Below are 24,168 nucleotides of genomic sequence, written 5' to 3' on the forward strand. Positions count from 1 at the left end.
CCACGAGCGGTGAGGCGGCGAGCAGCCCCGTGCGCGCGGGCCGGTGTCCGTACCGCGCCGGGTGCGCCCGCGTCGTCGCCGGGTGCGCCCGCGGCGACGACGCGGGCGCCGAGTCGTCAGGCCGGCTGGACGGTGATGGTGCAGAGGCGCTTGGTGGCCCGGGTCAGGGCCACGTACAAGTCCCTTTCCCCACCGGGGCGGGCCGTGCTGATTTCCTCGGGGTTCATGACGACGACCCCGTCGAATTCCAGGCCGCGTGCTTCGGACGCCGGCACGATGCGTGCGTGGTGAGCGATGCCCTGGGCCGTCAGCTCGCTCACCCTGGTGTCCGCGCAGACCACTCCCAGAAGCTCGCCCGGGTGCGCGGTGCTCTGGGCGCGGAGTTCCGAGACGACGGCGGTGACCAACCCGTCCGGAGGTGTGGTCACGGTGCGAGGGCTCTCACCGCTTCGCAGTGACCGTGTGGGCTTCTGGTCCGGAGCGATCCGCGTGAGCAGGTCCCGGACGCTCTCCAGGATCTCCTGCGTGGTGCGGTAGCTGACGGTCAGGTCGTGCAGTTTGAACCGCGGTCCGACATGGGGGCTCAGTGCTTCCTTCCAGTCGCGTGCTGTCGCGACCGGGCCTGCCTGGGCGAAGTCACCCACCAGCGTCATCGCCCTTGCCGGGCAGCGGCGGACGATCATCCGCCACTGCATGGCGGTCAGTTCCTGCGCCTCGTCGACGACGACGTGCCCGTACGTCCGCTCGGGGGAGCCGTCGACCAGGCTCGCCGCCTCGTCCAGCAACGGCACATCGGCATCGGTCCACGGGCCGTCCGGACCGCGCAGCAGAAGGGACCGCTCCTGCGCGGTCAGGCGGGGCAGGTGTTCGGCGAGAGCGCCGGCGTTCGTCAGGAGCGCCTTCACCAGGTCACCGGGTACCAGCCGCGGCCACAACACCTCGACCGCTCGCTCGACGCCGGCGTCGTCGAGGAGATCGGCTCGGATGGCGTCCAGGTCAAGCTCGTGGGCCGGCCCTGCATCGGGCGCACCTTCGGCACGGCGCTGGGCGGCTCCCGTGAACCGGTCGAGGTTGAGGCCCGTCATCCTTTCGGCATCGGCGTCGATCCGCTCCAGGAGGTCGCCCATGTCTCGGTGCATCGCGTCGGTGACGGCGTCGACCAAGAGCTCTTTGAACACCTGGCGCGCGGGGTTGTGCCCCAGTACGGCTGCCACGGCGGCGTCGCGTGCCGTGGCGACTTCCTCGCCGGAGAGGCGGACCAGCTCCTGTCCGACCCGCACGGTGAAGTCACCGGCGGGGGCTTGGTGGACGCGCAGCAGGCCGGCCAAGGCGTCGGCGAGGTCGGAGCCGCCCTTGAGCCGCGCCGTATCGAACGGGTCCACCGTGTCCGTGGACACTCCGGCCAGTTCCGGGCAGGTCGCCAGCACGACGTCGTTCTCTCCGAGCGAGGGAAGGACCTGGGAGATGTAGTCGAGGAACCGGGCGTTCGGGCCCACCACCAGGACACCCTCCTCCGCGGCGCGCGGGAACGCGTACAGGACGTAGGCCGCCCGGTGCAGGGCGACCACCGTCTTGCCGGTGCCGGGCCCGCCCTGCACCACGGTCACCCCGCGGTGGGCGGAGCGGACGATCTCGTCCTGCTCGGTCTGCAGCGTCGCGACGGCCGCGTGCATCCTGCCCGTACGCCGTGCCGACAGGGCCTCGGTCAACGGGCCGTCCCCCACGACGTCCTCGTCGGTCGGGGCGGTCCCGTCCAGCAGTTCGTCGCTCACCGAGATGACCGTGCGCTCCGCGAGGCGCAGGTGCCGGCGCCGCCGCAGGTCCATCGGGTGGACCGGTGTCGCCTCGTAGAAGGGCCGCGCCGCGTTCGCGCGCCAGTCCACGAGCAGAGGCAGGTCATCCTCCTCCGTGTGCAGTCCGATCCGCCCGATGCGCAGGGCCGTGCCATCCGTCCGGTCGATGCGCCCGAAGACCAGCCCCTTTTCGGCGCCCTCCAGCCGGCCGATTTCCTTGGCCAGACGCTCGGCGGCGATTTCTCTCTCGTATGCCTCGCCGACGCTTTCCGCCGGGGCCTTCAGCACACTCGCTCGCTGTACTCGCGCTTCGGAAAGCCGCTCGGTGAGCAACTCGTATAAGGAGGACACGTAATCCCGCTCCGATTCAACCGCACGCACAGCGGGATCGTTCATCTTCGACAACAGGGGACTCCTTCGATTCGAGCCACACCATACGGTCGAAGTTCCCTGAAGATAAGTCTTGATTACTTGGTGAAGATATGGCCCTACGATTGAATCCATGACGGCTGGCCGTATATCGCCAATTGCGCTCCCGATGCCCGCCTGTCTTATGGCGAGCCCGCCCTTGGATACCGGCGATGTTTTGCCGCGCTCGGGAAAAGGGGGAAGATCCGGCGAGGCGACCGGCGCCATCGAGCTCACCGCCAGGGGGCATCTGGTCGCTTCGTCCGGCGACCCGACCGAGGGGGCCCGGCGGCGGCGATCCCATCAGATCCGATGACGGCTGCCGCCGAACCGGAGCCCGCCGAGCGCGCCTCGGCTTTTGGGCTTACCCCGGCGCTGCCCCCAGGGTCCCTCAGCGGGACCGGATCTCCCCCAAGTCGTAGGTGAAGGTGTACGCGACGGAGGTGTCGCCGTGGCGGTAGGTGAAGCCTCCGGAGCCCGTCAGTCCCGCCAGGTCCCCGGTGCCGGAGCCGGGCACCACCTCGAAGCGGCAGACCGTGCCGCCGGCGTCGAAGCTGCCGCGCTCCTCCAGTACGAAACTGCCCTTGCGGCCGTCGAGGCTGCCGGAGACCAACTCCATCCCGCTGTAGGAGCCGAGGTTCTCCCCGGTGTAGGCGATCGTGTAGTCGCAGGCGGTCTCAGCAGCCGCGATCCCACCGGTGAAGGCGTTGTTGACCTGGGCGTGGGCGAGCCGCGGGACGGCGTCCACGGCACCGACGGGGCTCTCCTCCCAGTTGGCGAAGGTGAAGCGGCCACCGGTCTCTACGGGCGTGGGCATGACGGTCCTCCCGGCAGGCCGGACGGTCTCTCCGCCCGGCGTGCCCCCAGGCTGGCAGCCGTACCTGACACCTTCTGTCAGGTACGGGGGACAATGACGCCATGCGTGCCGACCGGCTTCTCTCCCTGCTCCTGCTGCTGCAGAACCGCGGCCGGATGACCGCCCCCGCCCTCGCGGCCGAGCTGGAGGTGTCGGTACGCACGATCCACCGAGACATCGACGCCCTCGGCGTCTCGGGCGTCCCCGTCCTCGCCGACCGCGGCCCGGCCGGCGGGTACCGGCTGGCCGACGGCTACCGCACACGCCTCACCGGCCTCACCGACACCCAGGCCGGCTCCCTCTTCCTGGCCGGCGCCCCGGGGCCCGCGCAGGAGCTCGGCCTCGGCGCCGATCTGGCCGCCGCCCAGCTCAAACTCCAGGCCGCGCTGCCGGCCGCACTCGCCGTACGGGCCCGCCGGATCCAGGACCGCTTCCACCTCGACGCGCCCGCCTGGTTCCGGGAGGCCGACCCCGTCCCGCATCTCGCGCAGATCGCCCAGGCCGTCTGGGACCAGCACGTGCTGCACACACACTACCGCCGCTGGCGAGGCGAGGTGCGGCGCGAGCTGCATCCGCTCGGTCTCGTCCTCAAGGGCGGCATCTGGTACCTCGTCGCCGAGGTCGACGCAGCCGTACGGACCTACCGGGTCTCCCGGTTCCTGACGGTGGACACCGCGGCGGAGCGCTTCGAACGGCCCGCCGGATTCCAACTCGCCGCGTACTGGCAGGAATCCACCAGCCGCCTGGACTCCGTACTCCACCAGCAGACCGCCGACGTACGGCTGTCCCCGCGCGGACAGCGGCTGCTGCCGATGCAGTTCGGGGCGGCGGGCACCAGGGCGCTCGCCGATGCCGGCCCGGCCGATGCGGACGGCTGGGTCCGGCTGCGCATCGCCGTCGAGTCCCAGGCCATCGCCGTCGGCGACCTGCTGCGCCTGGGCACGGAGGCCGAGGTGCTCGGCCCGCCCGAACTGCGCCGCGCCCTCGCCGAGACGGTGACCGCGCTGGCCGCACGCTACGCCTGACGCGGGACCGGGCCCGCCCGCCCCGCGCACCTCGTAGGGTGGGCCGTCAAGATCGGACACCGGGGGAGAGGGAGAGCGCACATGGAGATCGAGCTGCGCGAGACGATCGACGACGACCTGTCCGTCTTCTGGGAGCAGCTGACGCACCCGGGCCTCCAGCAGATGGCGGCCATCACCAGGAAGTACCACTACGACCGGGGCCACTTCGACACGCACTGGGCGAAGGTGCGCAACGACCCCGCCGTGATCCTGCGTACCGTGCTGGCCGACCGGGTCGTGGTCGGTCACGCCGCCGTGTTCGGGCCGCCCGAGGAGCGCGAGGTGACGTACGTGATCGGCCCCGAGCACTGGGGACGGGGCATCGCCACCCGGGCGCTGACCGAACTGATCCGGCTGGAGGACACCCGGCCCCTGCACGCCGGGGCGGTGGCCGACAACGCGGGTTCGATCCGGGTGCTGGAGAAGTGCGGGTTCATCGTCACCGGCCGCACCCGCGACTTCGCCGAGGCCCGCGGCCACGAGGTGGACGTCGTCCTGCTCACCCTCGGCTGACCGGGCGCCCGCCCGGCCCTCCGGACCCGCCCGGCCCGTCCGGGGGCTCCACCTCCAGGAAGCGGCGCCGGCGAGGTCCCCGGTACAGCAGGCACACCCAGCCCAGCCGTTCCAGCACGGCCGCGCACGCCGTCAGCCGCTCCTGCTCCTCACCGGCCGCGCCGCCGCCCGCCGGGCCCAGCCAGGTCACCTCGGCCCGCCCGGGCTCCGCTCCGGCCGCCACGCGGTAGCCCGTCCGCGTACGAAGCCCCTGCGCGTCCAGCGCCGACGGCACGATCCCCGCCGCCTCCAGTGCGACGGCCACCGCGCGCGGCGGCTGCCGTACCTCCCACGGCGCGGGAACCGCCGCGCCCGCCGGGCCGTTCACCAGACGGCGGATCTGCAGCAGCCCCTCGTACGCGGTGCGCAGCTCCGCCTGACGCCCGCCGGGCGCGGCCGCCGGGCCGTCGCCGGTCGCGGGCTCGAAACCCTGCCCGGGTACCGCCATCACCCACCACCCGTCCCGCCCGTCTGAGTACCTCACACCCAACGGCCTGAGTATCCACCCCGATTCCCCGACGGCGCGCCGCTGGTCGAATGGGGACATGACTTCAGACGCCCCGAGCGGCCGGGCCGCCCGCCCGCGCATGCAGCACGTGACCACCGCCGGATCGGCCCTGGCCGTGGCCCTGGTCCCGCTCGTGGTCGGCGTCCTGTTCGCCAAGGCGATGGCCGCCGACCCGATGACCCCGGTCAACGCCCTGATCGCGGGCGGCGGCCAGCGGGCCGCGCTGCCCCGGGGTGAGTGGAAGCGGCGCGGCCACACCACCGTGCGCAGGCTGCGTACGGCCCGGCGGTGCGCCCGCGCCTGCGGACGCCGCCCCTGAGGAGCCGAAGCTCCCCGGGGGTGTGGTGGGGGTGTCAGGACGTGGCGGCCAGGGGTTCCTGGAGTTCGGTGACCCACTGGTCCGGGTCCTCCGGGCAGGCCAGGGTCAGTTCGCGCGCGTACCCGGCCGAGCGGTGCCCGTGCGCGTCGATCCACCGCGCCAGGGCCTGCGCCGTCGGCAGCACGCCGTCCATCGAGCCGCGGTGCACCACGGTCGCGGCCCGCTCCACCGCCGGCAGCGTGACGATCCGTACCTCACCCCCGAGGTCCTCGGCGCGGACCGAGGCCGCCACCGGCAGTCCGGCGTGGACGAGGACCCCCGCCGCGGAGCCCGTGCCGGGCGCGTCCTCGTAGTAGGCGGTACCGGGGCCGGTCGGGACGACCCCGGCCTCCTCGATCCGGCGGCACAGCTCGTCGTAGAGCGGGCCGATGACCGGACCGATGTCCTGCGGTTCGTAACTCCCGGCCGTGCCGGTCAGCTCGGCGAGCCGGACGGGCGGAAGGCTCTTCACGACGATGTCGTCGGCAGGCATGGTTCCCTCGTTCTCGATGGTCCGGAGCCTCGCCTCGACCTGGACCAGCCGGGCCGCCGCGGCGGCCATGGCGGTCTCCAGCTCGGCCTGCCGCAACCGCAGCATGCCGCGCAGCTCCTCCGGGCCCACCCGCTCGCCGAGGATCGTCCCCACCTGTTCGAGTGAGAAGCCGAGTTCCTTGAGCGCGATGATCCGGTTGAGGCGGGCGAGCTGCCCGGCCTCGTAGAAGCGGTAGCCGGTGAAGGGGTCGACACGTGCCGGGCGCAGCAGTCCGAGGGCGTCGTAGTGACGCAGCATGCGGACCGACACCCGGCCGTGCTTGGCGAAGTCTCCGATGGTGAACATGACGCTCTCCACTACAAGGTCTGACACAGGGGGAGGGTCAAGCGTCGCACCGGGGACGGACGCGTCGGTCAGCGGCCGTACTGCCGCAGACACAGGTCGACGATGGACGGCGGTACCGCGCCCTCCGCGGCCGCGCACAGCTGGTCCAGGCGGGGCGGCGGGGCCGGCCGCCGCCGCGGACGGGCCGTCGCCGGCCCGGGCACGCGCTTGCGCCGGGGAGGCGGCGCCGCCTTCGCGGCCCGCTCGCGCGAGGGCTGTGGCTCCGGAGCCGCCTTCGGGACCGGCCTCGGGTCCGCGACCGCGTCCGGGTCCTGGGCCGCGTCCGGAGCGGGCGCGGCGGCCTCCGGCAGGGCTCCCAGCGGGAGGGCCGGGGGCGTCGGGACCTCGGGCGCCTCGGCCGGCGGTACGGATCCCCGTACGGGAGCCGGAGCCGGATCCCGCGGCCCGACGGAGACACAGCCGGTGCTGGCGAGGAGCACGACGAGGGAGAGGGGCACGGCACGGCGTAACTGCATCCGACCACCTTGCCGTACGGCAGGGCCGGCCCGGTTCCCCTCTCACGCGTGCGGGTGACACCGGCCCGGCGGGAATGTCCGGGGCGTGTGGGAAATTGGAACGGCAGTACGGATGAAGGGGGAGGCGCGACCCCCGGCTCCCCGTGCCGCCGTGTCCTGCCTGCCGACCGTCCGTACGGAGTACCCATCCATGACCTCAGCTGCCGCGCCCGGCAACGATCCCGCGCCGCCCCCCGCGTCCGGCCCGCCCGGAGAGCCCGAGTCCATAGCCGGGCCGGGAACTCGATCCGCACCGGGAGCCGCACCCGCACGGGGGAGCGGACCCGCAGCGGGGAGCGGCGCCGCTCCGTGGAAGGGCTGGGCGGCCGTCTGCGCCGTCTCGCTCGGCATCTTCTGCCTGATCACCTCCGAGCTGCTGCCCGTCGGACTGCTCACCCCCGTCGGGGCCGCCCTCGGCGTGTCCGACGGGACCGCCGGCCTGATGGTCACCGCGCCCGGGCTGGTCGCCGGATTCTGCGCGCCGCTGGTCACCGTCGGCGCCGGCCGGCTCGACCGGCGGCTCGTGTTGTGCGTGCTCATCGCCCTGATGGTCGCCGCCAACCTCGCCGCCGCCCTCGCCCCGAACTTCGCCGTCGTACTGGCGGCCCGCCTGCTCGTCGGCGTCAGCGTCGGCGGATTCTGGGCCATCGCCGGCGGACTCGCCGTACGCCTCGTCCCCGAGCGCCAGGTCGGCCGGGCCACCGCGCTCGTCTTCGGCGGTGTCCCCACCGCCTCCGTGCTCGGCGTCCCCGCCGGCACCCTGCTCGGTGAACTCGGCGGCTGGCGCACCGCCTTCGCGGCGGTCGGCGCCCTCGGCCTCGTCACGCTGACCGCCCTGCTCGTGCTGTTGCCCCCGCTGCCGGCGACCCGGCACATCACCTTTCCCGAACTCCCCGCCCTGCTCCGGGAGAACCGCGCCGTGCGGGCGGGGGTCATCGTGACCTTCCTGGTGGTGACCGGGCAGTTCGCCGCCTACACGTTCGTACGGCCGATCCTGCAGGAGGTCTCCGGTGTCGACGCCGAGTACATCAGCACCCTGCTGCTCGGCTACGGCGTCGCCGGCGTCGCGGGGAACTTCCTGGCCGGGGCCCGCGACGTGTACCGGACCCTGCTCGTGGTCAGCTCCGCCCTCACCGTCATCCTCGCGCTGATCGCGGTCCTGCCCGGGCCGGCCGTCGGCACCGCGCTGCTGCTGGCCTGGGGGCTCGCGTACGGAGGGGTCTCGGTGAGTGTGCAGGGCTGGATGATCAAGGCGGCCCCGGAGGCGCCCGAGTCCGCGTCCTCGCTGATGGTGGCCATGTTCAACTTCGCCATAGCGGCGGGCGCGCTCTGCGGCGGTCTCGCGGTCGACGGCATCTCCGCACCCGCCGCCCCGCTCGGCGGGGCCGCCCTGATGCTCGCGGCCGCCGCCACGGTGTGGGTCACGGCGATCCGCCGCACCTCCCACACCCTCGGCTGATGGCGGGCCGCGGCGGGAGCGGCCGCGCCCGACAGATCGGATGGACGGGGGCGGATCGGACACCGGGCTTGACCCGGCCCCCGTCGGAGGGCAAGAGTGCGCCGATCAAGAATCACAGCTTGAGCCGCACTTCGGAGATACGCCAGATGCCCAGATCCGTTCGCCCGTCGATCGACCCGGCCGAAATCGGCGGCTCTCCGGCACACAGCACACACAGCACACACAGCGCACTCGGCACACTCGGCACGCCCGGCGCTCCCGCTGCCGCCGGTGCGGCCCCGGCTCCCGCCGCCCGGCGGCACGGAGCCTGACGGACCGGGTGGGGGCCGGCACCGCACCGCCGCGCCGGCCCCCGTCCCCGCCGGGAGACCACCATGCGCCAGGACCCTGATGAGAGCGGGATCGTCCCCGACGACCACCTGCTCGTACGCCCGTACGTCGCCCCTTCGGGCCCACCGCCCCGGTCGACCGCGCCCACCTGGCCGCAGACCGGCCCCCTCACCTTCCCCGGCCCGGCGCACGTCCAGGAACCCGGCGTTCCCGCCGCCGTTCCCGCTCGCGCCGCCGCCCCCGCTCCCGCCCCGGCTGCCAGCCGGGGCGCCGCCCGTGGTCACCGCAGCCCGCTTCCGTTCGCCGTCCTGACCCTGCTGGCGCTCGCCGCGGTGGGCGCCCTGGTGCTCCTGCTGGGCGGCCCCGACCCACAGCCGCCCCGGGCCGGGGCGCCCGCCGAGCTGTCCGTACCGATGCTTCCGGGGCGCCGCCCGGGCTCCGTCGGCGAGGCCGACGTACCCGGCCCGATCGCGTCCGCACCGTCCCCCTCCGCCCCGCCCTCTCCCTCCCGGGAGCCGGGCGCGTCCGCGAGCCAGAGCCCGAAACCGCCGTCCTCGCCCAGCGCTTCGGTCCCGAGTCCGCCGAGCTCGTCCGGAACGCTGCGGATGGGCGACAGCGGCCCCGAGGTGCGCGCCCTGCAGGAGCTGCTCCGCGCGCAGGGGTTCACGTACGTCTCCGTCACCGGGGTCTACGACAACCAGACCAAGCGCGGCGTCGGCCAGCTGCAGCGCGACCGCTCCCTCAAGGGCGACCCGCCGGGCGTCTACGGCCCGGCCACCCAGGCGGCGATGGGCTGACCGCCGCAGAGCGCCGCGGACCGCGCGGATCAGCGGCCGCCGGAGACCCGCAGCACGGTGCCGGTCGTGTACGAGGCGTCCGCGGAGAGCAGCCAGGCGATCGCCCCGGCGATCTCGTCGGGCCGACCGGGCCGGCCGAGCGGGATCCCGGCCGCGGCCTTCGCCGGACGGTCGGGATCGCCCATCGCCGCGTGCATGTCCGTCTCGATGATGCCCGGCGCCACGGCGTTGACCCGGATCCCGTCCGGGCCGAGCTCCTTGGCGAGCCCCACGGTGAGCGCGTCGACGGCCGCCTTGGTCGCCGCGTAGTGCACGTACTCCCCGGGGCTGCCGAGGGTGGCGGCCGTGGAGGAGACGTTCACGATCGCCCCGCCGTCGGCCTCCGCCATGTCCCGGGCGGCCCGGCGGCAGCACAGCAGGTACCCGAGGAGGTTCACCTCCACGACCCGCCGCAGGTCCTCGGTGCGGGCCTCGGCGAGCCGGCCCAGCGGGCCGGTCACGCCGGCGTTGTTCACGAGCCCGGTCACCCTGCCGAGTTCGGCACCGGCGATGTCGAAGAGCCGCTCGACGGCGCACTCCTCGGAGATGTCACCGCGCACGGTCACACAGCGGGCCCCGGCGGCCCGTACCCGCTCGGCGACGGCCTCGGCCGCCGCCGCGTCGCGGGTGTAACCGAGCGCCAGATCATGCCCGTCGGTGGCCAGCCGCAGACAGGTCGCGGCACCGATGCCCCTGCTGCCACCGGTGACGACGGTGACCGGACGAGCTGACATGGGAGCCTCCTGTGGGACATGGAACGCGGAACGTGGGACGGAAGGGCGCCGGGGCGCCGGGCGGGGCGGGCGGGCAGGCTAACATCGTGATATTCGCTGGACCAGCGGAAATGGCGGGAAGCAGAGTGGTCGTCACCGACGCGCCGCACCACCGGGCGTCGTCCGAGTCCCTGACCACTGTTGGAGCCGTCCCATGTCGACCCTGCGCGTCACCGCCGAGGAACTGACCGTCCATGAGCACCCGAACGCGGATGCGCTGGAACTGGCCCAGGTGGGCCTGTACCGCGCCGTGATCGCCAAGGGCGCCTACCGCACGGGCGAGTTCGCGCTCTACATCCCCGAACAGGCCGTGCTGCCCGCGGACCTGATCGAGGAGCTCGGCCTCACCGGGCGGCTCGCCGGCGGTTCCGCCGACCGGGTCAAGGCGGTCCGGCTCCGCGGCGAACTCTCGCAAGGGCTGGTGTGCAGGCCGCGCGCGCTCGCCGACGTCGACCTGGCCCGGGCGGCCAAGGAGGAGACGGACTTCGCGGAGCTGCTCGGCATCACCAAATGGGCCCCGCCCATACCCACGACCATGGACGGCGACGTCGAGGCCGCCGCCGACCTGATGCCGTGGGTCGACATCGAGAACCTCCAGCGCTACCCGCACATCTTCGAGCCCGGCGAGCCGGTCGTCCTCACCGAGAAACTGCACGGCACCGCCTGCCTGTTCACCTACGTGGTCGAGGGCGAGCGGTCCTACGTCTCCTCCAAGGGGTTCGGCTCGAAGGGACTGGCGCTCAAGGAGGACGAGCGCAACCTCTACTGGCGGGCCGTACACGGGCACGACGTGGCGGCCGTCGCGGCGGCCCTGGCCGACCGCCTCGGCGCGACCCGGGTCGGGATCTTCGGCGAGGTGTACGGCAAGGGCGTCCAGGACCTCTCGTACGGGACCGACGTCCGCACCGCCGACACGCCACCCGGATACGCCGTCTTCGACGTCTCCGCCGAGATCGACGGGCAGACGCGCTGGCTGGACCCGGCCGCCGTGCTGACGGACGGTGAGCTTCCGCTGGTGCCGCGGCTGTACGAGGGCCCGTACGACCTCGACAGGGTGCTGGAGCTGGCGAGCGGCCGCGAGACCGTCTCCGGGAAGGCCGCCCACCTGCGCGAGGGCGTCGTCATCCGGCCGTCGGCGGAACGGTACAGCCCGGTCGTGGGCGGCCGCGCCATCGCCAAGGCGGTCAGTCCGGCGTACCTGACCCGCAAGGGCGGCACCGAGTACGAGTGAGCCCTCGCGCTCTGCCGCGCCGCGCCGCGCCCGCCCCGCTTCGTGGGGCGGGCGCTTCGTGCATGGTGGGATGGGCCGGGGGCGGGTTCCACCAGCACACGGAGAGGCCGGGTACATGTCCCAGTCGGGCGGCAGCAGCCAGGAAACCATGCGGGCGATGGCGTACGAGACGTACGGCGGGACGGAGGTGCTCTCCGAGACCCGGCTGCCGATGCCCAAGGTCGGACCCGGTGAGGTCCTCGTCAGGGTCAAGTGCGCCGCCGTGAACCCCGTCGACTGGAAGATCATGGCGGGCGGGCTCGACCCCCTGATGGACGTCGTCTACCCGGTGGTCCCCGGCTGGGACGTGTCCGGCACCGTCGAGCGGGTCGGCATCGACACCCCCGAATACGCCGAGGGCGACGAGGTCATCGCGTACGCCCGCAAGGACTACGTGCACGGCGGGACCTTCGCCGAGTTCGTCACCGTGCCCGTACGCGCCCTCGCGCACAAGCCCGCCTCCCTCGGCTGGGCCGAGGCCGCCGGACTCCCGCTCGCCGGGCTCACCGCCTACCAGCTCCTCACCCGCCTCGGCACCGGCAAGGACGACACCGTCCTCATCCACGGCGCGGCGGGCGGGGTCGGCTCCTTCGGCGTGCAGATCGCCCGCGCACTGGGCGCCCGGGTCATCGGCACCGCCTCCCCGCGCAACCACGACCGGGTACGCGAACTCGGGGCCGAACCCATCGAGTACGGGGACGGACTCGCCGCGCGCGTACGGGCCCTCGTACCCGACGGTCCCACGGTCGTCGCGGACTTCGTCGGCGGCGTCGGCGCCGTCACCCGGGAGGTGCTTCACGACGACGGCCGGCACGCCTCCATCGCCGACCCCAGTGTGCTCGGGGCGGGCGGCGAGTGGATGTGGGTCCGCCCGGTAGGCAGCGATCTGGCCGAACTGGGCCGGCTCGCCGACAGCGGACAGCTGAAGGTGCCGGTCGCCACGACCTTCCCGCTGGGCGAGCTGGCGGCCGCCTTCGAGCTGAGCCAGGGCGGGCACACGGCAGGGAAGATCATCATCGAGATCTGACCCACGTGACGTACGACCCCTGACGCCTCACGCCTCACGCCTCACGCGTCACGCCTCACGCCTCACACCAGGTCCGGCACCTCGCCGCCGGCCGCCCAGGAGACCTCGACCCCCGGCAGGCCGGTCCGCCAGGGGCCGGCCAGGGCGGCCAGGCGCGCCGCGTCCGGGGGAGCGGCGCCGAGGCCGATCGCGTAGCGGGCCAGGGCCGGGCCCGACGCGAAGGGCCGGGGCCAGGCGTGCACGTCCGTGACACCGGCCTCCTCCAGCGCGCCGAGCAGGGCCCGCAGCCGCCCCCGCACCCGGCCCAGGGTCTCCTCGAACTCCCCCGCGGAGGCCGCCCGTACGGTCACCACCGCCCAGGCGGCGTGCCGACGGTGCAGCGGCGGTGGCCCCGGGGCCCACCCGCGGTCCGCGGGGCCGGACTCCAGCAGTTCCCAGGCCGCGTACAACTCCTGGACCAGCAGGTCCCGCAGGCCCGGCCCGACCTGGGCCGTGCAGCTGCGCACCGGCTCCGAGGGGGTGAGGACCGTGACCGCATCCGGCTCGTCCTCCGCCTCGCCCGGCCCCGCCGCCGACAGCGCGACGGGCACACGCCAGTCCCAGGCGGCCCACCTGCCGAAGAACTCGCGCAGCAGGGCATCGGGCGGCAGCGCCCCGGCCTCCTCCACCGTGCGCGCCGCGAGAACCGCCCAGACCAGCCCGGGCAGCCCGCCGAACGGCGCCGAGTCCAGCCCCCGGGCCCGGGCCCACGCCTTCACCCGCCGCGCCAGCCCGGCGAACGCGGCATGCCGCTCCGCCCCCACCCGTGCCCGTACGGCATCGGCGTCGCTGACCGCGCTCAGCGCGAGCGCGGCCGCCTCGCCCAGCTCGGCCCGCCGTGCCACCGCGTGCGCCGGAGCCGGCCCGTCGGTGGTCACCGCGACCAGATCCACCGACAGCCCGCCGACGCGGAACCGCAGTCCCGGCACCCGCGCCCCCGTCACCTCGCGCAGCCGCCCCGCCTCGGGCAGCGCCGCCGCCACCCGGTCCCGTACGAGGGCCGCATCGGCCGGACCCGGCAGCACCGCCACCAGGTCCAGGTCCGACTCGGGAAGCGCGCAGCCCATGCGACGCGACCCGGCCAGGTGCACCTCCGCGTCGCCGAGGGCGGCCCGGACGCGTGCGGTGACCGACTCGGCGTCCTCCTCCCGGATCACGGGCCCCGGTCCTGGCCCGGTCCGGTCCGCCGCCTTCGTTTTCGTCTCCGGCTCCGTCTTCGTTTCCGGCTCCGGGTCCCAGCGCACCTCGCCCGTCCCCAGTGCCACCGTCGCCCGGACCCGCATCGGCCCGTCCCCGCGACGCGAGAGCACGGCCAGCTCCCCGACCCGCGCGGTCAGCGGGCCCCCGAGCCGCGCCGCGAAGGACGCGACCGCGCGCTGCGGGTCCTGGCTGCGCCCCAGCGTCAGATGCGGGGTGTAGCCGTGGCGGTCACCCGCACGCCCCCGGCAGCTCGGGAACCGTTCCGCCAGCGCGCGCCGGAGCTCCTGCCACGGCGCCTCACCGGCCGCCGCCGGGTCCAGCCAGACGGTGGCGTCCTCACGGTGCCCGAAGCTGTGCACACCCTCCAGCCGGACGGCGAACGGCCCGGCCGCGGCGGCCACCTCCGCCAGGAGCGGTACCGCCTCGGCGAAGGAGGACTCCGGCACGAAGCCGAAGAGCAGGTTCACGTGCGCGGGCCAGCGCCCGGCCTGCGGGTCGAGCTCGTGGCGCAGCTCCCGTACCGCCTCCGGCAGGGGCGGCGGAAGCCATGCCACCGCCGTCCGCGCCGTCGCCGGTACGTCAAGGCGCGCGGGCGCGCCGCCCCGTTCCGCGAATTCCACCGTCGCCTCCACACCGAAGTGGTCGGAGATGAACAGTCCCTCCGGGGCCGGTGAGTCGCCGCGCAGCGCGGCCCGGGCCACCCGCGCCGTCGTGGACCGCAGCAGGATCCGGTCCAGCCGGGCCGACCGGCCCGACAGCGAGCCCACCGCGGCCAGCGGATTGGCCACCGGGTCGAAGGTCGGCGTGTCGTCCGCCGCCCCGTGGACGTCGCTCCAGGCGTCCCGCATGCCGAGCGCGGCCGCCGGCCCCTCGACGCCGTGGCGGCCGTCGTTGAAGTCGCCCAGCAGAGCCACCCCGGCCTCGATGCCGCCCAGCCCCTCGGCGAGCCGGGTCAGTTCGACATCCCGCCGGACGTCGCCGTTCTCGGTGTGGTCGCTGGTCAGGTGGGTGTTGGCGACGACCAGGGGGCCGGCCGCGGTGTCCACCGTGACGGCGGTGACCGCCTTGTGCGGGCGGAGCAGATGCATCCCCGCCTCCCGCACCGGAAGCCGGCTGAGCACCAGCAGCCCGCACTCGGCGACGTCCCGGCCGCCCGGATCCGTACCGAGGGTGTACGAGGCCCGCACCCACGGCGCCGCCAGCAGCATGCCGAGCAGCTCGGGTTCGACCTCCTGCAGCGCGATGACATCGGCATCGGCGGCCGCCAGATCGGCCAGCAGCAGCGGCCTGCGCCGGGCGGTGGAGATGCGCGGGGCGTCGTACCGGTCCCAGAGCGTGTTCCAGGTCAGCAGCCGCACCGAGGGCGCGGCGGCGGCCGTGTCGCCTCCGGGCACCGGGTCGGCGGGTCGCCAGGCGCCGCCGCCCGCCGGGTCCCACGCGTGCGGGGTCCGGGCGGTGAAGAACGGGGCCCGCAGCAGCCGCGGATCGCGGACCCGGCCCGCAGCGGTGACATCGATCCGGTCCACGCCCGTGGCACGGTCCCACACCAGCTCACCGTCCGCCTCGACGAACAGCACCCGGTGCCAGGGGATGTCGCCGCCCGGCACGAAGGAGGGCAGCGGGACCCGCTTCGGCGCGGCCCCGCGCTGGAGCAGTCCGAGTACGAACCGCGCCGGATCGAACCGGGAGTCCCAGCGGACCTGGTGGTAGAGCTCCTCGCTGGTACGCATCAGTACTGTCCCCGTCCCCGTCCCCGTCCAGGTCCCCGCCCCGGTCCCAGTCCCTGCCCGTGTCCCTGTCGGGTGTCCGCGAGTCCGGCCGTGAGGCCGCCCGCCGTGTCCTCGACGACCCCGGCCGCACCGATGTACCACGTCCGGTGCGCCTGGCCGGCGTACGGCGGGCTGAACCGGCGCACCTGCGAGGTGAGCACCTGCGGCGGCACCGGATGCGGGCGCACGCCGTTGCGCCGCACCAGCTCCGCCTCCTCCACCAGCACCACCGCGTGGGTGACCAGCGCGTCACGGCGCCGTGCGACCGAGCCCGCCAGGCCGCGCTGCTGGTCGGTGAGCGAGGTGGCGTCCCACACCACCGTCCCGCCGCGGGCCAGGGCCGCGTCGAGCCGGTCCAGGCCCTCGCTCAGCACCTCGGGGTTGGCCCCCTGGTCCGCACGGGAACCCCTGGCCGTGCGCAGATCGTCAAGACTGATGTACGCGTCCACACCGGGCAGTTCGCGGCCGAAGGTGCTCTTCCCGCTGCCCGAGGGCCCGCACAGCTGCACCATCCGGGGAAACGTTCCCTCGCGCCACTGCCACGTCGCCGCCACGGCTTCCTCCACCGCGGAACCCGAGATCCTGCCCTGCGCGAACGCCCGCCGGGCCTCCGCCCAGCAGCGGTCCGCGGCCTCCGCGCCCAGCCCGGCGAGCGCCTCGCCCAGCCCGGCACGCAGCGCCTCCAGCGGATCCGGGCCGAGCAGCCCGGCCTCCTCGGCGCACAGCGCGGACCACTCCGCGCACTCCCGTGCCGCCGGCCCGTCCGCCAGCGCCCCGGCGAGTGCGTGCAGCACGCCGAGATCGGCCGCCGCGGCCATCCGGACCAGCCCGGCCCGCCGGTCCTCGTCCGGGAACGGCCGCTGCAGGTACGGGTACAGCCCCACCAGGTCGGCGACCCGCCGCGCGAGCGCCATCCCGCCCGGGCCCGCCGCGATCCGCGCCGCGATCCGCGCCGCGATCCGGGCCCGCGGCTCGCGGCGGAGCACGGCCGCCAGGACACCGGCCAGCCGGTCCTCCCCGGTCCGTCCCGCCCCGTCGATCCGGGCCACGACTTCGGCGACCTCGTCCGCGTCCGCGTCGGCGGCTCCGGTGGTGTCGGTGGCGTCGGTCCCGCGCATCCCGAGGGCGGCGGACAGCCCCGGCACATCGGCCCCGGCACCCGAGCGCACCGCCCACAACGGGGCCGCCGGCCCCAGCCCGTTCGGCACGACCTGCGCGAACATCCAGTGCGTACTCGTCTGCACATGGCCGCCCCGCACCCACTTGGCCACGCACCGGCCGAAGTCCTCGCGCGCGAAGCCGGCCGCCGTCCGTACGACGTACCCCTCCTGGCGCGCCGTGTCGAGCTTCAGCCTGCGCAGCGCGCGCTCGTCGAAGGCGCCCCGCCACAGCACGCGCGGGGTGGGTACGCCCAGGCCACGCAGGAACCGTACGGTCCGGTCCCAGTCCAGGCAGTGCTCCCCGTCCCACACCGAGAACCCGTAGAACCAGCTGTCCAGGTCCTCGTACGGGATCGAATGCCGGGCGTAGAGGTTCTCCCCGCACACCCGCCACCCGGCCGGGATCCCGGGGCCGATGCGGCCCTGGAGGCCCTTGACCCACGCCCGCGAGGGGTGGTGCGCCGAGTCGAGCGAGCGTGCGTGCAGGCCGTCCGCGTAGAGGGTGGTGTTCTCCCCGTCGAGCTTCTCGGTCACCACGACCTCGCGTCCGGTCAACCCCGCCAGTCCGACGGCCCGGACGTCGTCCGCCGCCGCCCCGGGGGACCAGGGGAGGTGCGGCGTACGGGGATAGTGGATGCGCATGATCCGCTCCTGCTCGACATCGGGTGCCCCGTCACTGTAGGTAGCCCGACCGGACGCATCCACCCAATAACCTTTCCGCAGGCCTTCCGCAGGCCTTCCCGGCCGCTCAGTGGGCGACGGTGAACCGCCGGCCCGCGTGCGCGTCGCGCTCGATCTCGTCGACCAGGGCGACGGCGAAGTCCTCCGTCGAGATCCGGCTCCGGCCCTCCTCGTCGACCACCAGGCCGTCGAGGCCCAGCCGGTACGTGCCCGTACGCTCGCCCGGCGCGATGTGCGCGGGCGGGCTCAGGCAGGTCCAGCGCACCTGCTCCACGGGTACCGTGCGCAGGAAGTCCAGGGCCTCACCGTGGGCGTGCATCACCGCCAGGACGGCCGCCGGGACGCCGGACTCGTCCAGGACCAGCGGGCCGCCGGGGGTGCGCAGCGACCCCGCCCCGCCGACGACGACCACCCGCGGCGCGGGAGCGTCCGTGCCGAGCGACCGCACCCCGCCGATCAGCGACTTCGCGGCGGTCACGAGGGTGGTGGGGTCCCCCCGGCCGGGTCCGAAGGCGCTGACCACCACATCGTGCCCAGCCACCGCCGCGGCCACCGACGCCGGATCGAGGACATCGCCGCGCACCAACCCGATCGCCCCGGCCCCGGCCCCGCTCACGGAGTCCGGGAGGCTCGCCGGATCGCGGACGACGGCCGTGACCTCGTGGCCGCGCCGGAGTGCTTCGCGCAGCACCCGGGATCCGACGGTGCCGGTCGCGCCGAAGAGGGCGATCTTCGTCATGGCGACTCCCTGGAGGTGGAGGGCTGTACGGGGCTCCGGTCGGGTCCCGTCCGGCCCATCCAAGCGAACCAGCCCGCCACCCCCGGGCAGCCGGGCCGGGGCCGGTCGGATGAACCGGTCCCCGGGAGCCGCGCGACCGTCAGCGCGAGACCGGCACCGGCACCGGAACCGGCACCGCGGCGGCCAGCTGGCCGGCCGCCGCGAAGTGCAGCCGCTCCAGCCGGGCCGCGTACGGCCAGCCGGCCGCCCGGTAGAAGCACAGGTCGCTCGGGATCGGCACGGCCCGCAGGTCCGCGGCGTGCGTCCCGTCCGGCAGCTCGGTGGCCGCCGCGAGCAGCGGGTCCGCCGAACCGGCCCACTCGCCGACCGGGGCGGGCCGCGGCCACGGCTCCCCGGTGTTGGGGAACAGCCACCGGGTGTCCCGGGCCATCCGCGCGGCGAAGTCGGGGCCCGCCGCGGCCCGCCGGGCCAGCCGTGCGAGGGTCAGCAGCAGGTCCGGCAGGGACTCGGCGAGCAGGGCCAGCTCCGGATACTCCCGCAGGCTCTCGCCGTCGCCGGGCACGGATACGACGTACCCCCACCGGCCGGTCGCCGGGTCGATACGGATCTGCGCGAGGGCGTGGCCGCGCCCGTGGCCGATCCGGGCGATCGGCCAGTACGAACCGTCGCCGCCCAGCATGCGGTGCAGCTCGGGGTCCACCGCGTGCTCGGGCGCCCCGGGCAGCAGCCGCAGCGCCGGAAGCCCCGCGATCGCCACCCCGCCGATCTCCCGGAGCACGGTCCGGACCTCCTCGGGGACCGGGACCGCCCAGCCGTCCATGACGGAGTCGGCGCAGCCCGCGTCGAGCACGACGAAGCCGGGGCAGCCGTCGGCCAGTTCCCGCAGCTCGGCCACCGCACGCCGGGCGGCATCGGCCGGCACGCGGTGGCGGCGCACGGCCCGGCCGAGGAAGTCCCCGCTGACCACGCTGCGCAGCAGGAGGGCCCGGCCCTCACCGACGATCTGGAACTGGACCTCGCTGCTTCCCGTGTCGGCCGTGTTGTGGAAGGTGGAGAAGTACGGTTCCCAGTCCACGGCGCACGGATAGCCCGGCAGGCCGTGCAGGTCGACGAGATCGGTGAGCGGGTCGCCGCGTCCGACGAGCGCGACGAGCTCACGGTCGAGCCCCTCGCGACTCTCGCCCCCCTCAGCTCCCTCGGCGAGTTCGACGGTGGAGGTGGCCGGTACGGAGAACTTCCCCCTCGGCCGGTCCGCCACCCCGTCCGTGAACCGTTCGGCGAACCCGGCGAGCCAGGCGGTGAAGTCCGGTGCCTCGACGGTGACATCGGGGTCGGCCCCCCAAGGGTTGACGGCCACGACGGGCCCCCAGCCGGCGGCCCCGACCCCCACGATCAGCGAGCCCTCGCCGAAGTCCGTCTCACCCAGGGTCCAGCAGCCGTCCGCGAACACCTCACGGCCGCGCGGCCCGAAGCGGTACTCGTGGTCCTCGGTCTCCAGGCCGCCGATCTCCCGCAGAACGCCCCGCACCTCCTCGGGCACCGCCACGGCCCAGCCGTCCAACTCCGCGTCCGTGAACCCCTCGAACAGCTCCAGCTCGTCCGGCCGCTCCCGCGCCAGCTCCTTCAGCGCCCGCACGGCATCCACCGCCGACGGCCCCGCGTCGTACATGCTCTTGGCTCCCCGTGTCGTCTGTTCCGCGGCTCCGAGGGTATCGCCGCGGCCCGCCCGGGCATGACCCGAGCTCAGGGAGCGAGGAGTGTGTGGACGACCCTCGCAAGTCTGCGCGCCTCGTCCACCGGGTGCCCGTCCGTCCTCACCGACGGGGACTGCCCCTCCGGCCGCTGACCGGCCGGCACCGCCGCCCCTGTCGCCCTCAGTGGCAGAGGGCGACGATGGACGGATGCACGGTGCCCTTGGCGGCCTCGCACAGGGCGGCCATGTCGTACGAACGCTGCGGCGCCGACCGGGGCCTGGCCACCGTCGGCGGCCGCTTGCGGGGCTTCGCCGGGGCCGCGGGCTTCGGCTGCCTGGCGGGCTGCCGGGTGCGCGGGGGCTGCGCGTCGACCCGGCGGGGGCGACGCGGCCGCTCGGCCGCGGCCGGTACCGGTACCGGTGCCGGCCCGGCCTCCGGGACCACGCGCGGAGCGGGTGGTGCGGGCGGCGTGGGCGGCGCGGGCGGGACGGGCGGCGAGGCGGGTTCGGGGGAGGTCGGCAGCGGGCTCAACGGCAGTGCGAGGGGTGTCGGTTGCCGGTCCTGCGCACGGGCCGCCGCCGCGGGCGCCGGCCGCAGCGCGTCCGGCGGAGCGGCGGGACGCACCGTCACGCACCCGGTGGCCAGCACGAGCGCGGCAAGGGTCAGGGGCAGGGCGAGGCGCAGCTGCATCCGCCCACCCTGCCGTACCGGCGCCGCGCGAGCCGAACCCGTCACACGGACGGGTGACGGCGCGCGCTCAGGCCCGGCCACGCCCCCGCGTGGCCAGCCGGAGCAGGTGTTCCACCGGGCCGCGGCGCAGCGGGCTCTCGGCCCAGATCCGCTGCCAGGCCCAGGTCAGGGCCAGGGCCGCGCCGCTGAAGGCCAGCCAGGCGGACCAGGACGCGGCGCCGTGCGCCGGACCGGCCAGCACCAGCGCGTGGACGACGTACGCGCTCAGGGCCATCGCCCCGAGCAGCGTGAGCGGACGCAGCAGCCGCGCGCCCACCCCGTGCCGCGCGGCGAGCGCGCACAGGCCGATGAGGGCGCACCCCACGCCCGCGTTGCCCAGGGTCTCCAGCGGGGTCTGGCTGTAGGGATCGGCCACCAGCAGCCAGTCCCAGGAGGTGCTGGGCACGGCGCCGTACTGACCCTGCAGCACCTCCCGTACGGGATCGGCCGCGCCGAGGGCCTCCGGATGGTGCACGGCGATCGCCTCCAGCAACCGCTGCCGGGCGCCGAACACGTGGCTCGCGAGCCACGCGGAGCCGTACCCGGCGACGGCGGCCACCGTGCCCCACACCGCCATCCGCCGGGCCACCGGCCGCTCCCGCACGTCGCACAGCCGGGCGAGCGCCATCCCGGCCAGCACGTACGGGAAGTAGGTGGCCAGCGGATACGCCCCGGTGAGCAGCAGCTCCAGCAGCACCGAACCCAGCCCGGACCAACTGGCCAGATCGGCGGCCTCGGGGACCAGCCCGCGCCCGGACGCCTCGTACCCGAACACCGGGCCCAGCAGGAACGACAGCAGCGGGCCCGCCACCACCGAGACGCCCGCCACGGCGGTGAGCACCGGGGTGGACAGCCGGGTGAAGGGCTCGGCGGCCAGGAAGTACACGGCGAAGAAGGCCAGGATGACCAGGATCCCGGGCCAGAGCGAGGCCAGCCACACGCCGAGTACGGCCAGCAGCGCGCAGCGGATCAGCAGGGGGCGCCAGCGGCGCGCCCAGCCCTGCGGGCGCTGCGCCGGGTCCAGCCCGCGCTGGGCGAGGACCAGGGAGAAGCCGGCGAGCAGGGTGAAGAGGGCCGGGGCACGCCCGTCGGCCGCGACGAGGAGGTAACCGGCGCCCTCCGGCTCGGGGCTGGGGCCCACGTGCACGGCGAACATGCCGAGGACGGCCAGTCCGCGTACGGCGTCGACCCCGGCCAGCCGGCCGCCGGACCCCCCGGCCGGGGCCGCCCCCGAGCCGAGGCCCCTCACGCGCCGCACGTCACACGGTCGCGCGGGGTGTGACGGGTCTTCATCGTCTCCCGCGCGACCTCCTCGCCGGCCAGGAGCGGCCCGGCGGCGTACAGCCCGTCGAAGCCGGCGACCGCGGCGCCCGCGGCCGCACCGGCGGTTCCCGTCGCGGTCCACCTCCTGCCGGGTTCCGCCGGGGTGCCGGTGCCCGTGGGGGAGGCGCGTCGCATGTGTGGGTCTCTCCTGGGTCCGGGCGGGTCCGTGCGGTCCGGGCGTGCGTGCGGTAGCGCGTGCAGTAACTGCGGTGCGTGAAGACTGGTCGGACCGGCGGCTTTCACGCCGCCAGTCCGCATCCGGAACGTACCAGGGAGTACATAACCAAGTAATAAGGAGGTATAGGGGTGGCAAAGGCGCGGGGTGCCGGTGCGGGGGCGGCCGGGTCGCCGGGGGCGGCCGGGCCGCCGTAACCCGGGAGCCGTGCCCGCTGTTGCACAGGCCGGCAGGTCCACCCACGGTGAACGGAGTCCGATGCCGCAGCTGACCGACCAGAGCGCGATCGACGAACACGAGCGGGAGCGGACGGGGACCTGGATGACCCCGGCGGAGTACGGGGCCTCGCGGGCCGCCGTCTGGACCGCGGCCGTCGTCCTCGTCACCGACACCCGCGGCCGGATCCTCGTGCAGAGCGTCGACTACCGCGCCGACCGGCTGCTCCCCGGCGGGGCCGTGGACGCCGGGGAGGCACCGTCCGCGGCGGCCGCCCGCGAGCTGCGCGAGGAGCTCGGCGTGGACGGGCGCTACCCGCGCGGGCTCGCCGTGGACTGGATCCCGGCCGGCACCCCCGGCTTCCCGCCCGAGATGCGCTTCCCCGGCGAGATCCTGCACGTCTACGACGGCGGCACCTGGACCGCCGACCGGATCGGGGCCGTCCGCCTCCCGGCCCAGGAGATCACCGGCATCCACTTCGCCGAACCGGCCGACCTGCCCGCCCTGATGGATCCCGGCGACGCCCGCCGCGCGCTGTCCGCCCTGCGCGCCCGCGTCAACGGCTCCGGCACCGCCCTGCTGGAGGACGGCCGCCCCACCGCGCCGACCGCCCTCGACCGGCTCGGGGTCCTGCGCACCCGGCGGATCCCGCAGCACGGTGCCTGGCACCCGGGCCCGGTCCCGGAGCGGCTGCCCGTACGGGACCTGTCGGCCTGGCTGTTCGCCCCCGACGGCCGGGTCCTGCTGCTGATCTCCCGGGCCACCGGCGCCGCCCACCTCCCGCCCCCGACGGCCGCAGCCACCGAGGACGCCGTCCCGCTCGGCTACCGGTACGGCGAGCAGGGCGCCCACGCCCGCATCACGGCCCGCCTCACCGGCCTCTTCCCGGGCGCGGGCGCGGATCCGGACCCGGACACGGACACGGACACGGACACGGACACGGACCCGGGCGCGGATCCGGACCCGGAGTACGCACGCCTGCTGGCCACCCCCGAACAGGTCCGCGAACTGAGCGACTGGGGGCGGGCGGGCCACGACGAGCTCGCGGCGGTCCACGCCGCCCGCGCCCGTCTCGGCCTCCCCGTCCCCGCCCGCACCCCGCCCACGGAACTCCCCGGGGAGGCCGCGCTCCGCTGAGATGTCAGTGGCGCCTCCTACCGTCGAGGGCATGGGATTCACCAGCGCCTGGTCGATCAGCTGCCACGAGGACTCCGTGATCGCGGACCTCGCGCCGCGGACGGCGGCGGCCATCGAGGCCGACCGCACGTGCCCGCGGGCCCGCCGCCGCTGGGCGGCCTGGCAGCGCGCCCCGCTTCCCGACCACCGCACCTGGTGGACCGGCACCCCGGCCGAGGGCGAGGCGATCCGCTCCTTCCAGGACCTGACCCGCCCCGGCCGCCACGTCGACGACCTGTGCGCGTTCTCGTTCGTGGACGGCATCTGGGACCGGCAGCCGGACCAGGAGCTGATGTTCGTCTCGGTGCAGCGCAAGGCGTACCCGGTCAGCGCGCTGTTCCACGCCATCGGCCCCGAGCGCGCGGCCCTGCTGCCCGGCTGGTGCGGGAACTTCGTGCTGACCGCCGCCGAGGTGCGCGGGGAGCTGCCCGCGGTGGAGCGGGCTCTCGGATTCGCCGCCGGCGAGCGGGAGCGGGAGCGGGTGCAGCGGCAGATCTGGCTGGACACCGAGCTTCGCGAAAGCGTTCTGGACGGCCCGGTCCGCACCTGGCGGGCCGCGGCGCAGGCCGGCCTCGGGCTGTGCGGGCTCGCCTTCCACGTGGAGTGACCGCGGTCCGGGGCGGCGCGGGCGGGCGTACGGC

Annotated in this window: 22 protein-coding genes; 9 read left to right on the plus strand and 13 right to left on the minus strand. The window is 75.0% G+C overall.

Annotated features, from left to right (window positions below):
- Nucleotides 1-116: 116 nt before the first annotated feature.
- On the minus strand, nt 117-2,189 hold the full coding sequence (locus tag ACFY04_RS08115) for a HelD family protein (protein WP_389115437.1): 2,073 nt from the start codon (nt 2,187-2,189) through the stop codon (nt 117-119).
- 403 nt (nt 2,190-2,592) lie between these two features.
- On the minus strand, nt 2,593-3,018 hold the full coding sequence (locus tag ACFY04_RS08120) for a DUF3224 domain-containing protein (RefSeq protein WP_389114929.1): 426 nt from the start codon (nt 3,016-3,018) through the stop codon (nt 2,593-2,595).
- Nucleotides 3,019-3,119: 101 nt separating this feature from the next.
- On the opposite strand from ACFY04_RS08120, the gene ACFY04_RS08125 reads away from it, so the two are divergent.
- A complete protein-coding gene (locus ACFY04_RS08125) occupies nt 3,120-4,082 on the plus strand; it encodes a helix-turn-helix transcriptional regulator (RefSeq protein ID WP_389114931.1) in 963 nt (320 codons plus the stop codon).
- A gap of 81 nt (nt 4,083-4,163) precedes the next feature.
- Nucleotides 4,164-4,634, plus strand: a complete 471-nt coding sequence (locus tag ACFY04_RS08130; RefSeq protein WP_389114934.1) for a GNAT family N-acetyltransferase — start codon at nt 4,164-4,166, stop codon at nt 4,632-4,634.
- On the opposite strand, the gene ACFY04_RS08135 is transcribed toward ACFY04_RS08130, so the two are convergent.
- The gene (locus tag ACFY04_RS08135) at nt 4,621-5,121 is read right to left on the minus strand and encodes a hypothetical protein (protein ID WP_389114935.1); all 501 of its coding nucleotides are present in this window, start codon (nt 5,119-5,121) and stop codon (nt 4,621-4,623) included. The two genes, ACFY04_RS08130 and ACFY04_RS08135, sit on opposite strands and share 14 nt — an antisense overlap.
- 97 nt (nt 5,122-5,218) lie before the next feature.
- Between ACFY04_RS08135 and ACFY04_RS08140 the strand changes: the two genes are divergently transcribed.
- Complete coding sequence (locus ACFY04_RS08140) at nt 5,219-5,500, plus strand: hypothetical protein (RefSeq protein WP_389114937.1); 282 nt, start codon at nt 5,219-5,221, stop codon at nt 5,498-5,500.
- A gap of 34 nt (nt 5,501-5,534) precedes the next feature.
- Here ACFY04_RS08140 and ACFY04_RS08145 read toward each other — a convergent pair whose 3' ends face one another.
- Both ACFY04_RS08145 and ACFY04_RS08150 read right to left on the minus strand, forming a co-directional pair.
- Nucleotides 5,535-6,377, minus strand: a complete 843-nt coding sequence (locus tag ACFY04_RS08145) for a MerR family transcriptional regulator (protein WP_389115438.1) — start codon at nt 6,375-6,377, stop codon at nt 5,535-5,537.
- 68 nt (nt 6,378-6,445) lie between these two features.
- Entirely contained in the window at nt 6,446-6,892 is a 447-nt protein-coding gene (locus ACFY04_RS08150; RefSeq protein WP_389114939.1) for a hypothetical protein, read from the minus strand.
- Between the two features lie 190 nt (nt 6,893-7,082).
- Here ACFY04_RS08150 and ACFY04_RS08155 point away from each other — a divergent pair, with 190 nt between their 5' ends.
- Nucleotides 7,083-8,390 carry an MFS transporter gene (locus ACFY04_RS08155; RefSeq protein WP_389114940.1) on the plus strand — a complete coding sequence of 436 codons (1,308 nt, stop codon included), beginning with the start codon at nt 7,083-7,085 and terminating at the stop codon, nt 8,388-8,390.
- Nucleotides 8,391-8,764: 374 nt separating this feature from the next.
- Complete coding sequence (locus ACFY04_RS08160) at nt 8,765-9,517, plus strand: peptidoglycan-binding protein (RefSeq protein WP_389114942.1); 753 nt, start codon at nt 8,765-8,767, stop codon at nt 9,515-9,517.
- 29 nt (nt 9,518-9,546) lie between these two features.
- On the opposite strand, the gene ACFY04_RS08165 is transcribed toward ACFY04_RS08160, so the two are convergent.
- Complete coding sequence (locus tag ACFY04_RS08165; RefSeq protein WP_389114943.1) at nt 9,547-10,290, minus strand: SDR family NAD(P)-dependent oxidoreductase; 744 nt, start codon at nt 10,288-10,290, stop codon at nt 9,547-9,549.
- Nucleotides 10,291-10,483: 193 nt separating this feature from the next.
- Between ACFY04_RS08165 and ACFY04_RS08170 the strand changes: the two genes are divergently transcribed.
- Nucleotides 10,484-11,560 carry an RNA ligase (ATP) gene (locus ACFY04_RS08170; RefSeq protein WP_389114944.1) on the plus strand — a complete coding sequence of 359 codons (1,077 nt, stop codon included), beginning with the start codon at nt 10,484-10,486 and terminating at the stop codon, nt 11,558-11,560.
- Nucleotides 11,561-11,708: 148 nt separating this feature from the next.
- Nucleotides 11,709-12,626: an NADP-dependent oxidoreductase gene (locus ACFY04_RS08175; RefSeq protein ID WP_373040114.1), complete on the plus strand. Its 918-nt coding sequence runs from the start codon at nt 11,709-11,711 to the stop codon at nt 12,624-12,626.
- Nucleotides 12,627-12,688: 62 nt separating this feature from the next.
- On the opposite strand, the gene ACFY04_RS08180 is transcribed toward ACFY04_RS08175, so the two are convergent.
- From ACFY04_RS08180 to ACFY04_RS08210, 7 genes are all read right to left on the minus strand, one after another.
- Nucleotides 12,689-15,595 carry a poly(A) polymerase gene (locus tag ACFY04_RS08180; protein ID WP_389114945.1) on the minus strand — a complete coding sequence of 969 codons (2,907 nt, stop codon included), beginning with the start codon at nt 15,593-15,595 and terminating at the stop codon, nt 12,689-12,691.
- The gene (locus tag ACFY04_RS08185) at nt 15,595-17,436 is read right to left on the minus strand and encodes an RNA ligase family protein (RefSeq protein WP_389114947.1); all 1,842 of its coding nucleotides are present in this window, start codon (nt 17,434-17,436) and stop codon (nt 15,595-15,597) included. Before ACFY04_RS08185 ends, ACFY04_RS08180 begins: the two co-directional genes overlap by 1 nt.
- Nucleotides 17,437-17,542: 106 nt before the next feature.
- On the minus strand, nt 17,543-18,214 hold the full coding sequence (locus tag ACFY04_RS08190) for an NAD(P)-dependent oxidoreductase (RefSeq protein ID WP_389114949.1): 672 nt from the start codon (nt 18,212-18,214) through the stop codon (nt 17,543-17,545).
- Nucleotides 18,215-18,353: 139 nt separating this feature from the next.
- On the minus strand, nt 18,354-19,883 hold the full coding sequence (locus ACFY04_RS08195; RefSeq protein ID WP_389114950.1) for a hypothetical protein: 1,530 nt from the start codon (nt 19,881-19,883) through the stop codon (nt 18,354-18,356).
- 205 nt (nt 19,884-20,088) lie between these two features.
- Nucleotides 20,089-20,598 carry a hypothetical protein gene (locus tag ACFY04_RS08200; RefSeq protein ID WP_389114952.1) on the minus strand — a complete coding sequence of 170 codons (510 nt, stop codon included), beginning with the start codon at nt 20,596-20,598 and terminating at the stop codon, nt 20,089-20,091.
- Between the two features lie 67 nt (nt 20,599-20,665).
- On the minus strand, nt 20,666-21,886 hold the full coding sequence (locus ACFY04_RS08205; RefSeq protein WP_389114953.1) for a DUF418 domain-containing protein: 1,221 nt from the start codon (nt 21,884-21,886) through the stop codon (nt 20,666-20,668).
- Nucleotides 21,883-22,095 (minus strand): hypothetical protein, encoded by a 213-nt coding sequence (locus tag ACFY04_RS08210; RefSeq protein WP_389114956.1) that lies wholly within the window; start codon nt 22,093-22,095, stop codon nt 21,883-21,885. The genes ACFY04_RS08205 and ACFY04_RS08210 overlap by 4 nt, the downstream gene beginning before the upstream one ends.
- 298 nt (nt 22,096-22,393) lie before the next feature.
- Here ACFY04_RS08210 and ACFY04_RS08215 point away from each other — a divergent pair, with 298 nt between their 5' ends.
- Together ACFY04_RS08215 and ACFY04_RS08220 are read left to right on the plus strand one after the other, a co-directional pair.
- A complete protein-coding gene (locus ACFY04_RS08215) occupies nt 22,394-23,488 on the plus strand; it encodes an NUDIX domain-containing protein (RefSeq protein ID WP_389114957.1) in 1,095 nt (364 codons plus the stop codon).
- A 31-nt stretch (nt 23,489-23,519) separates the two neighbouring features.
- Complete coding sequence (locus ACFY04_RS08220; RefSeq protein WP_389114960.1) at nt 23,520-24,134, plus strand: hypothetical protein; 615 nt, start codon at nt 23,520-23,522, stop codon at nt 24,132-24,134.
- Nucleotides 24,135-24,168: the final 34 nt, after the last annotated feature.

It is taken from the genome of Streptomyces sp. NPDC001549, assembly GCF_042894025.1.
Classification (GTDB): domain Bacteria; phylum Actinomycetota; class Actinomycetes; order Streptomycetales; family Streptomycetaceae; genus Streptomyces; species Streptomyces kutzneri.

Excerpts from the sequence above, each read along its gene's own strand:
- ACFY04_RS08115 (WP_389115437.1), bottom strand. The coding sequence starts at position 2,189 with ATGAACGATCCCGCTGTGCGTGCGGTTGAATCGGAGCGGGATTACGTG.
- ACFY04_RS08120 (WP_389114929.1), bottom strand. The coding sequence starts at position 3,018 with ATGCCCACGCCCGTAGAGACCGGTGGCCGCTTCACCTTCGCCAACTGG.
- ACFY04_RS08125 (WP_389114931.1), top strand. The coding sequence starts at position 3,120 with ATGCGTGCCGACCGGCTTCTCTCCCTGCTCCTGCTGCTGCAGAACCGC.
- ACFY04_RS08130 (WP_389114934.1), top strand. The coding sequence starts at position 4,164 with ATGGAGATCGAGCTGCGCGAGACGATCGACGACGACCTGTCCGTCTTC.
- ACFY04_RS08135 (WP_389114935.1), bottom strand. The coding sequence starts at position 5,121 with ATGGCGGTACCCGGGCAGGGTTTCGAGCCCGCGACCGGCGACGGCCCG.
- ACFY04_RS08140 (WP_389114937.1), top strand. The coding sequence starts at position 5,219 with ATGACTTCAGACGCCCCGAGCGGCCGGGCCGCCCGCCCGCGCATGCAG.
- ACFY04_RS08145 (WP_389115438.1), bottom strand. The coding sequence starts at position 6,377 with ATGTTCACCATCGGAGACTTCGCCAAGCACGGCCGGGTGTCGGTCCGC.
- ACFY04_RS08150 (WP_389114939.1), bottom strand. The coding sequence starts at position 6,892 with ATGCAGTTACGCCGTGCCGTGCCCCTCTCCCTCGTCGTGCTCCTCGCC.
- ACFY04_RS08155 (WP_389114940.1), top strand. The coding sequence starts at position 7,083 with ATGACCTCAGCTGCCGCGCCCGGCAACGATCCCGCGCCGCCCCCCGCG.
- ACFY04_RS08160 (WP_389114942.1), top strand. The coding sequence starts at position 8,765 with ATGCGCCAGGACCCTGATGAGAGCGGGATCGTCCCCGACGACCACCTG.
- ACFY04_RS08165 (WP_389114943.1), bottom strand. The coding sequence starts at position 10,290 with ATGTCAGCTCGTCCGGTCACCGTCGTCACCGGTGGCAGCAGGGGCATC.
- ACFY04_RS08170 (WP_389114944.1), top strand. The coding sequence starts at position 10,484 with ATGTCGACCCTGCGCGTCACCGCCGAGGAACTGACCGTCCATGAGCAC.
- ACFY04_RS08175 (WP_373040114.1), top strand. The coding sequence starts at position 11,709 with ATGCGGGCGATGGCGTACGAGACGTACGGCGGGACGGAGGTGCTCTCC.
- ACFY04_RS08180 (WP_389114945.1), bottom strand. The coding sequence starts at position 15,595 with ATGCGTACCAGCGAGGAGCTCTACCACCAGGTCCGCTGGGACTCCCGG.
- ACFY04_RS08185 (WP_389114947.1), bottom strand. The coding sequence starts at position 17,436 with ATGCGCATCCACTATCCCCGTACGCCGCACCTCCCCTGGTCCCCCGGG.
- ACFY04_RS08190 (WP_389114949.1), bottom strand. The coding sequence starts at position 18,214 with ATGACGAAGATCGCCCTCTTCGGCGCGACCGGCACCGTCGGATCCCGG.
- ACFY04_RS08195 (WP_389114950.1), bottom strand. The coding sequence starts at position 19,883 with ATGTACGACGCGGGGCCGTCGGCGGTGGATGCCGTGCGGGCGCTGAAG.
- ACFY04_RS08200 (WP_389114952.1), bottom strand. The coding sequence starts at position 20,598 with ATGCAGCTGCGCCTCGCCCTGCCCCTGACCCTTGCCGCGCTCGTGCTG.
- ACFY04_RS08210 (WP_389114956.1), bottom strand. The coding sequence starts at position 22,095 with ATGCGACGCGCCTCCCCCACGGGCACCGGCACCCCGGCGGAACCCGGC.
- ACFY04_RS08215 (WP_389114957.1), top strand. The coding sequence starts at position 22,394 with ATGCCGCAGCTGACCGACCAGAGCGCGATCGACGAACACGAGCGGGAG.
- ACFY04_RS08220 (WP_389114960.1), top strand. The coding sequence starts at position 23,520 with ATGGGATTCACCAGCGCCTGGTCGATCAGCTGCCACGAGGACTCCGTG.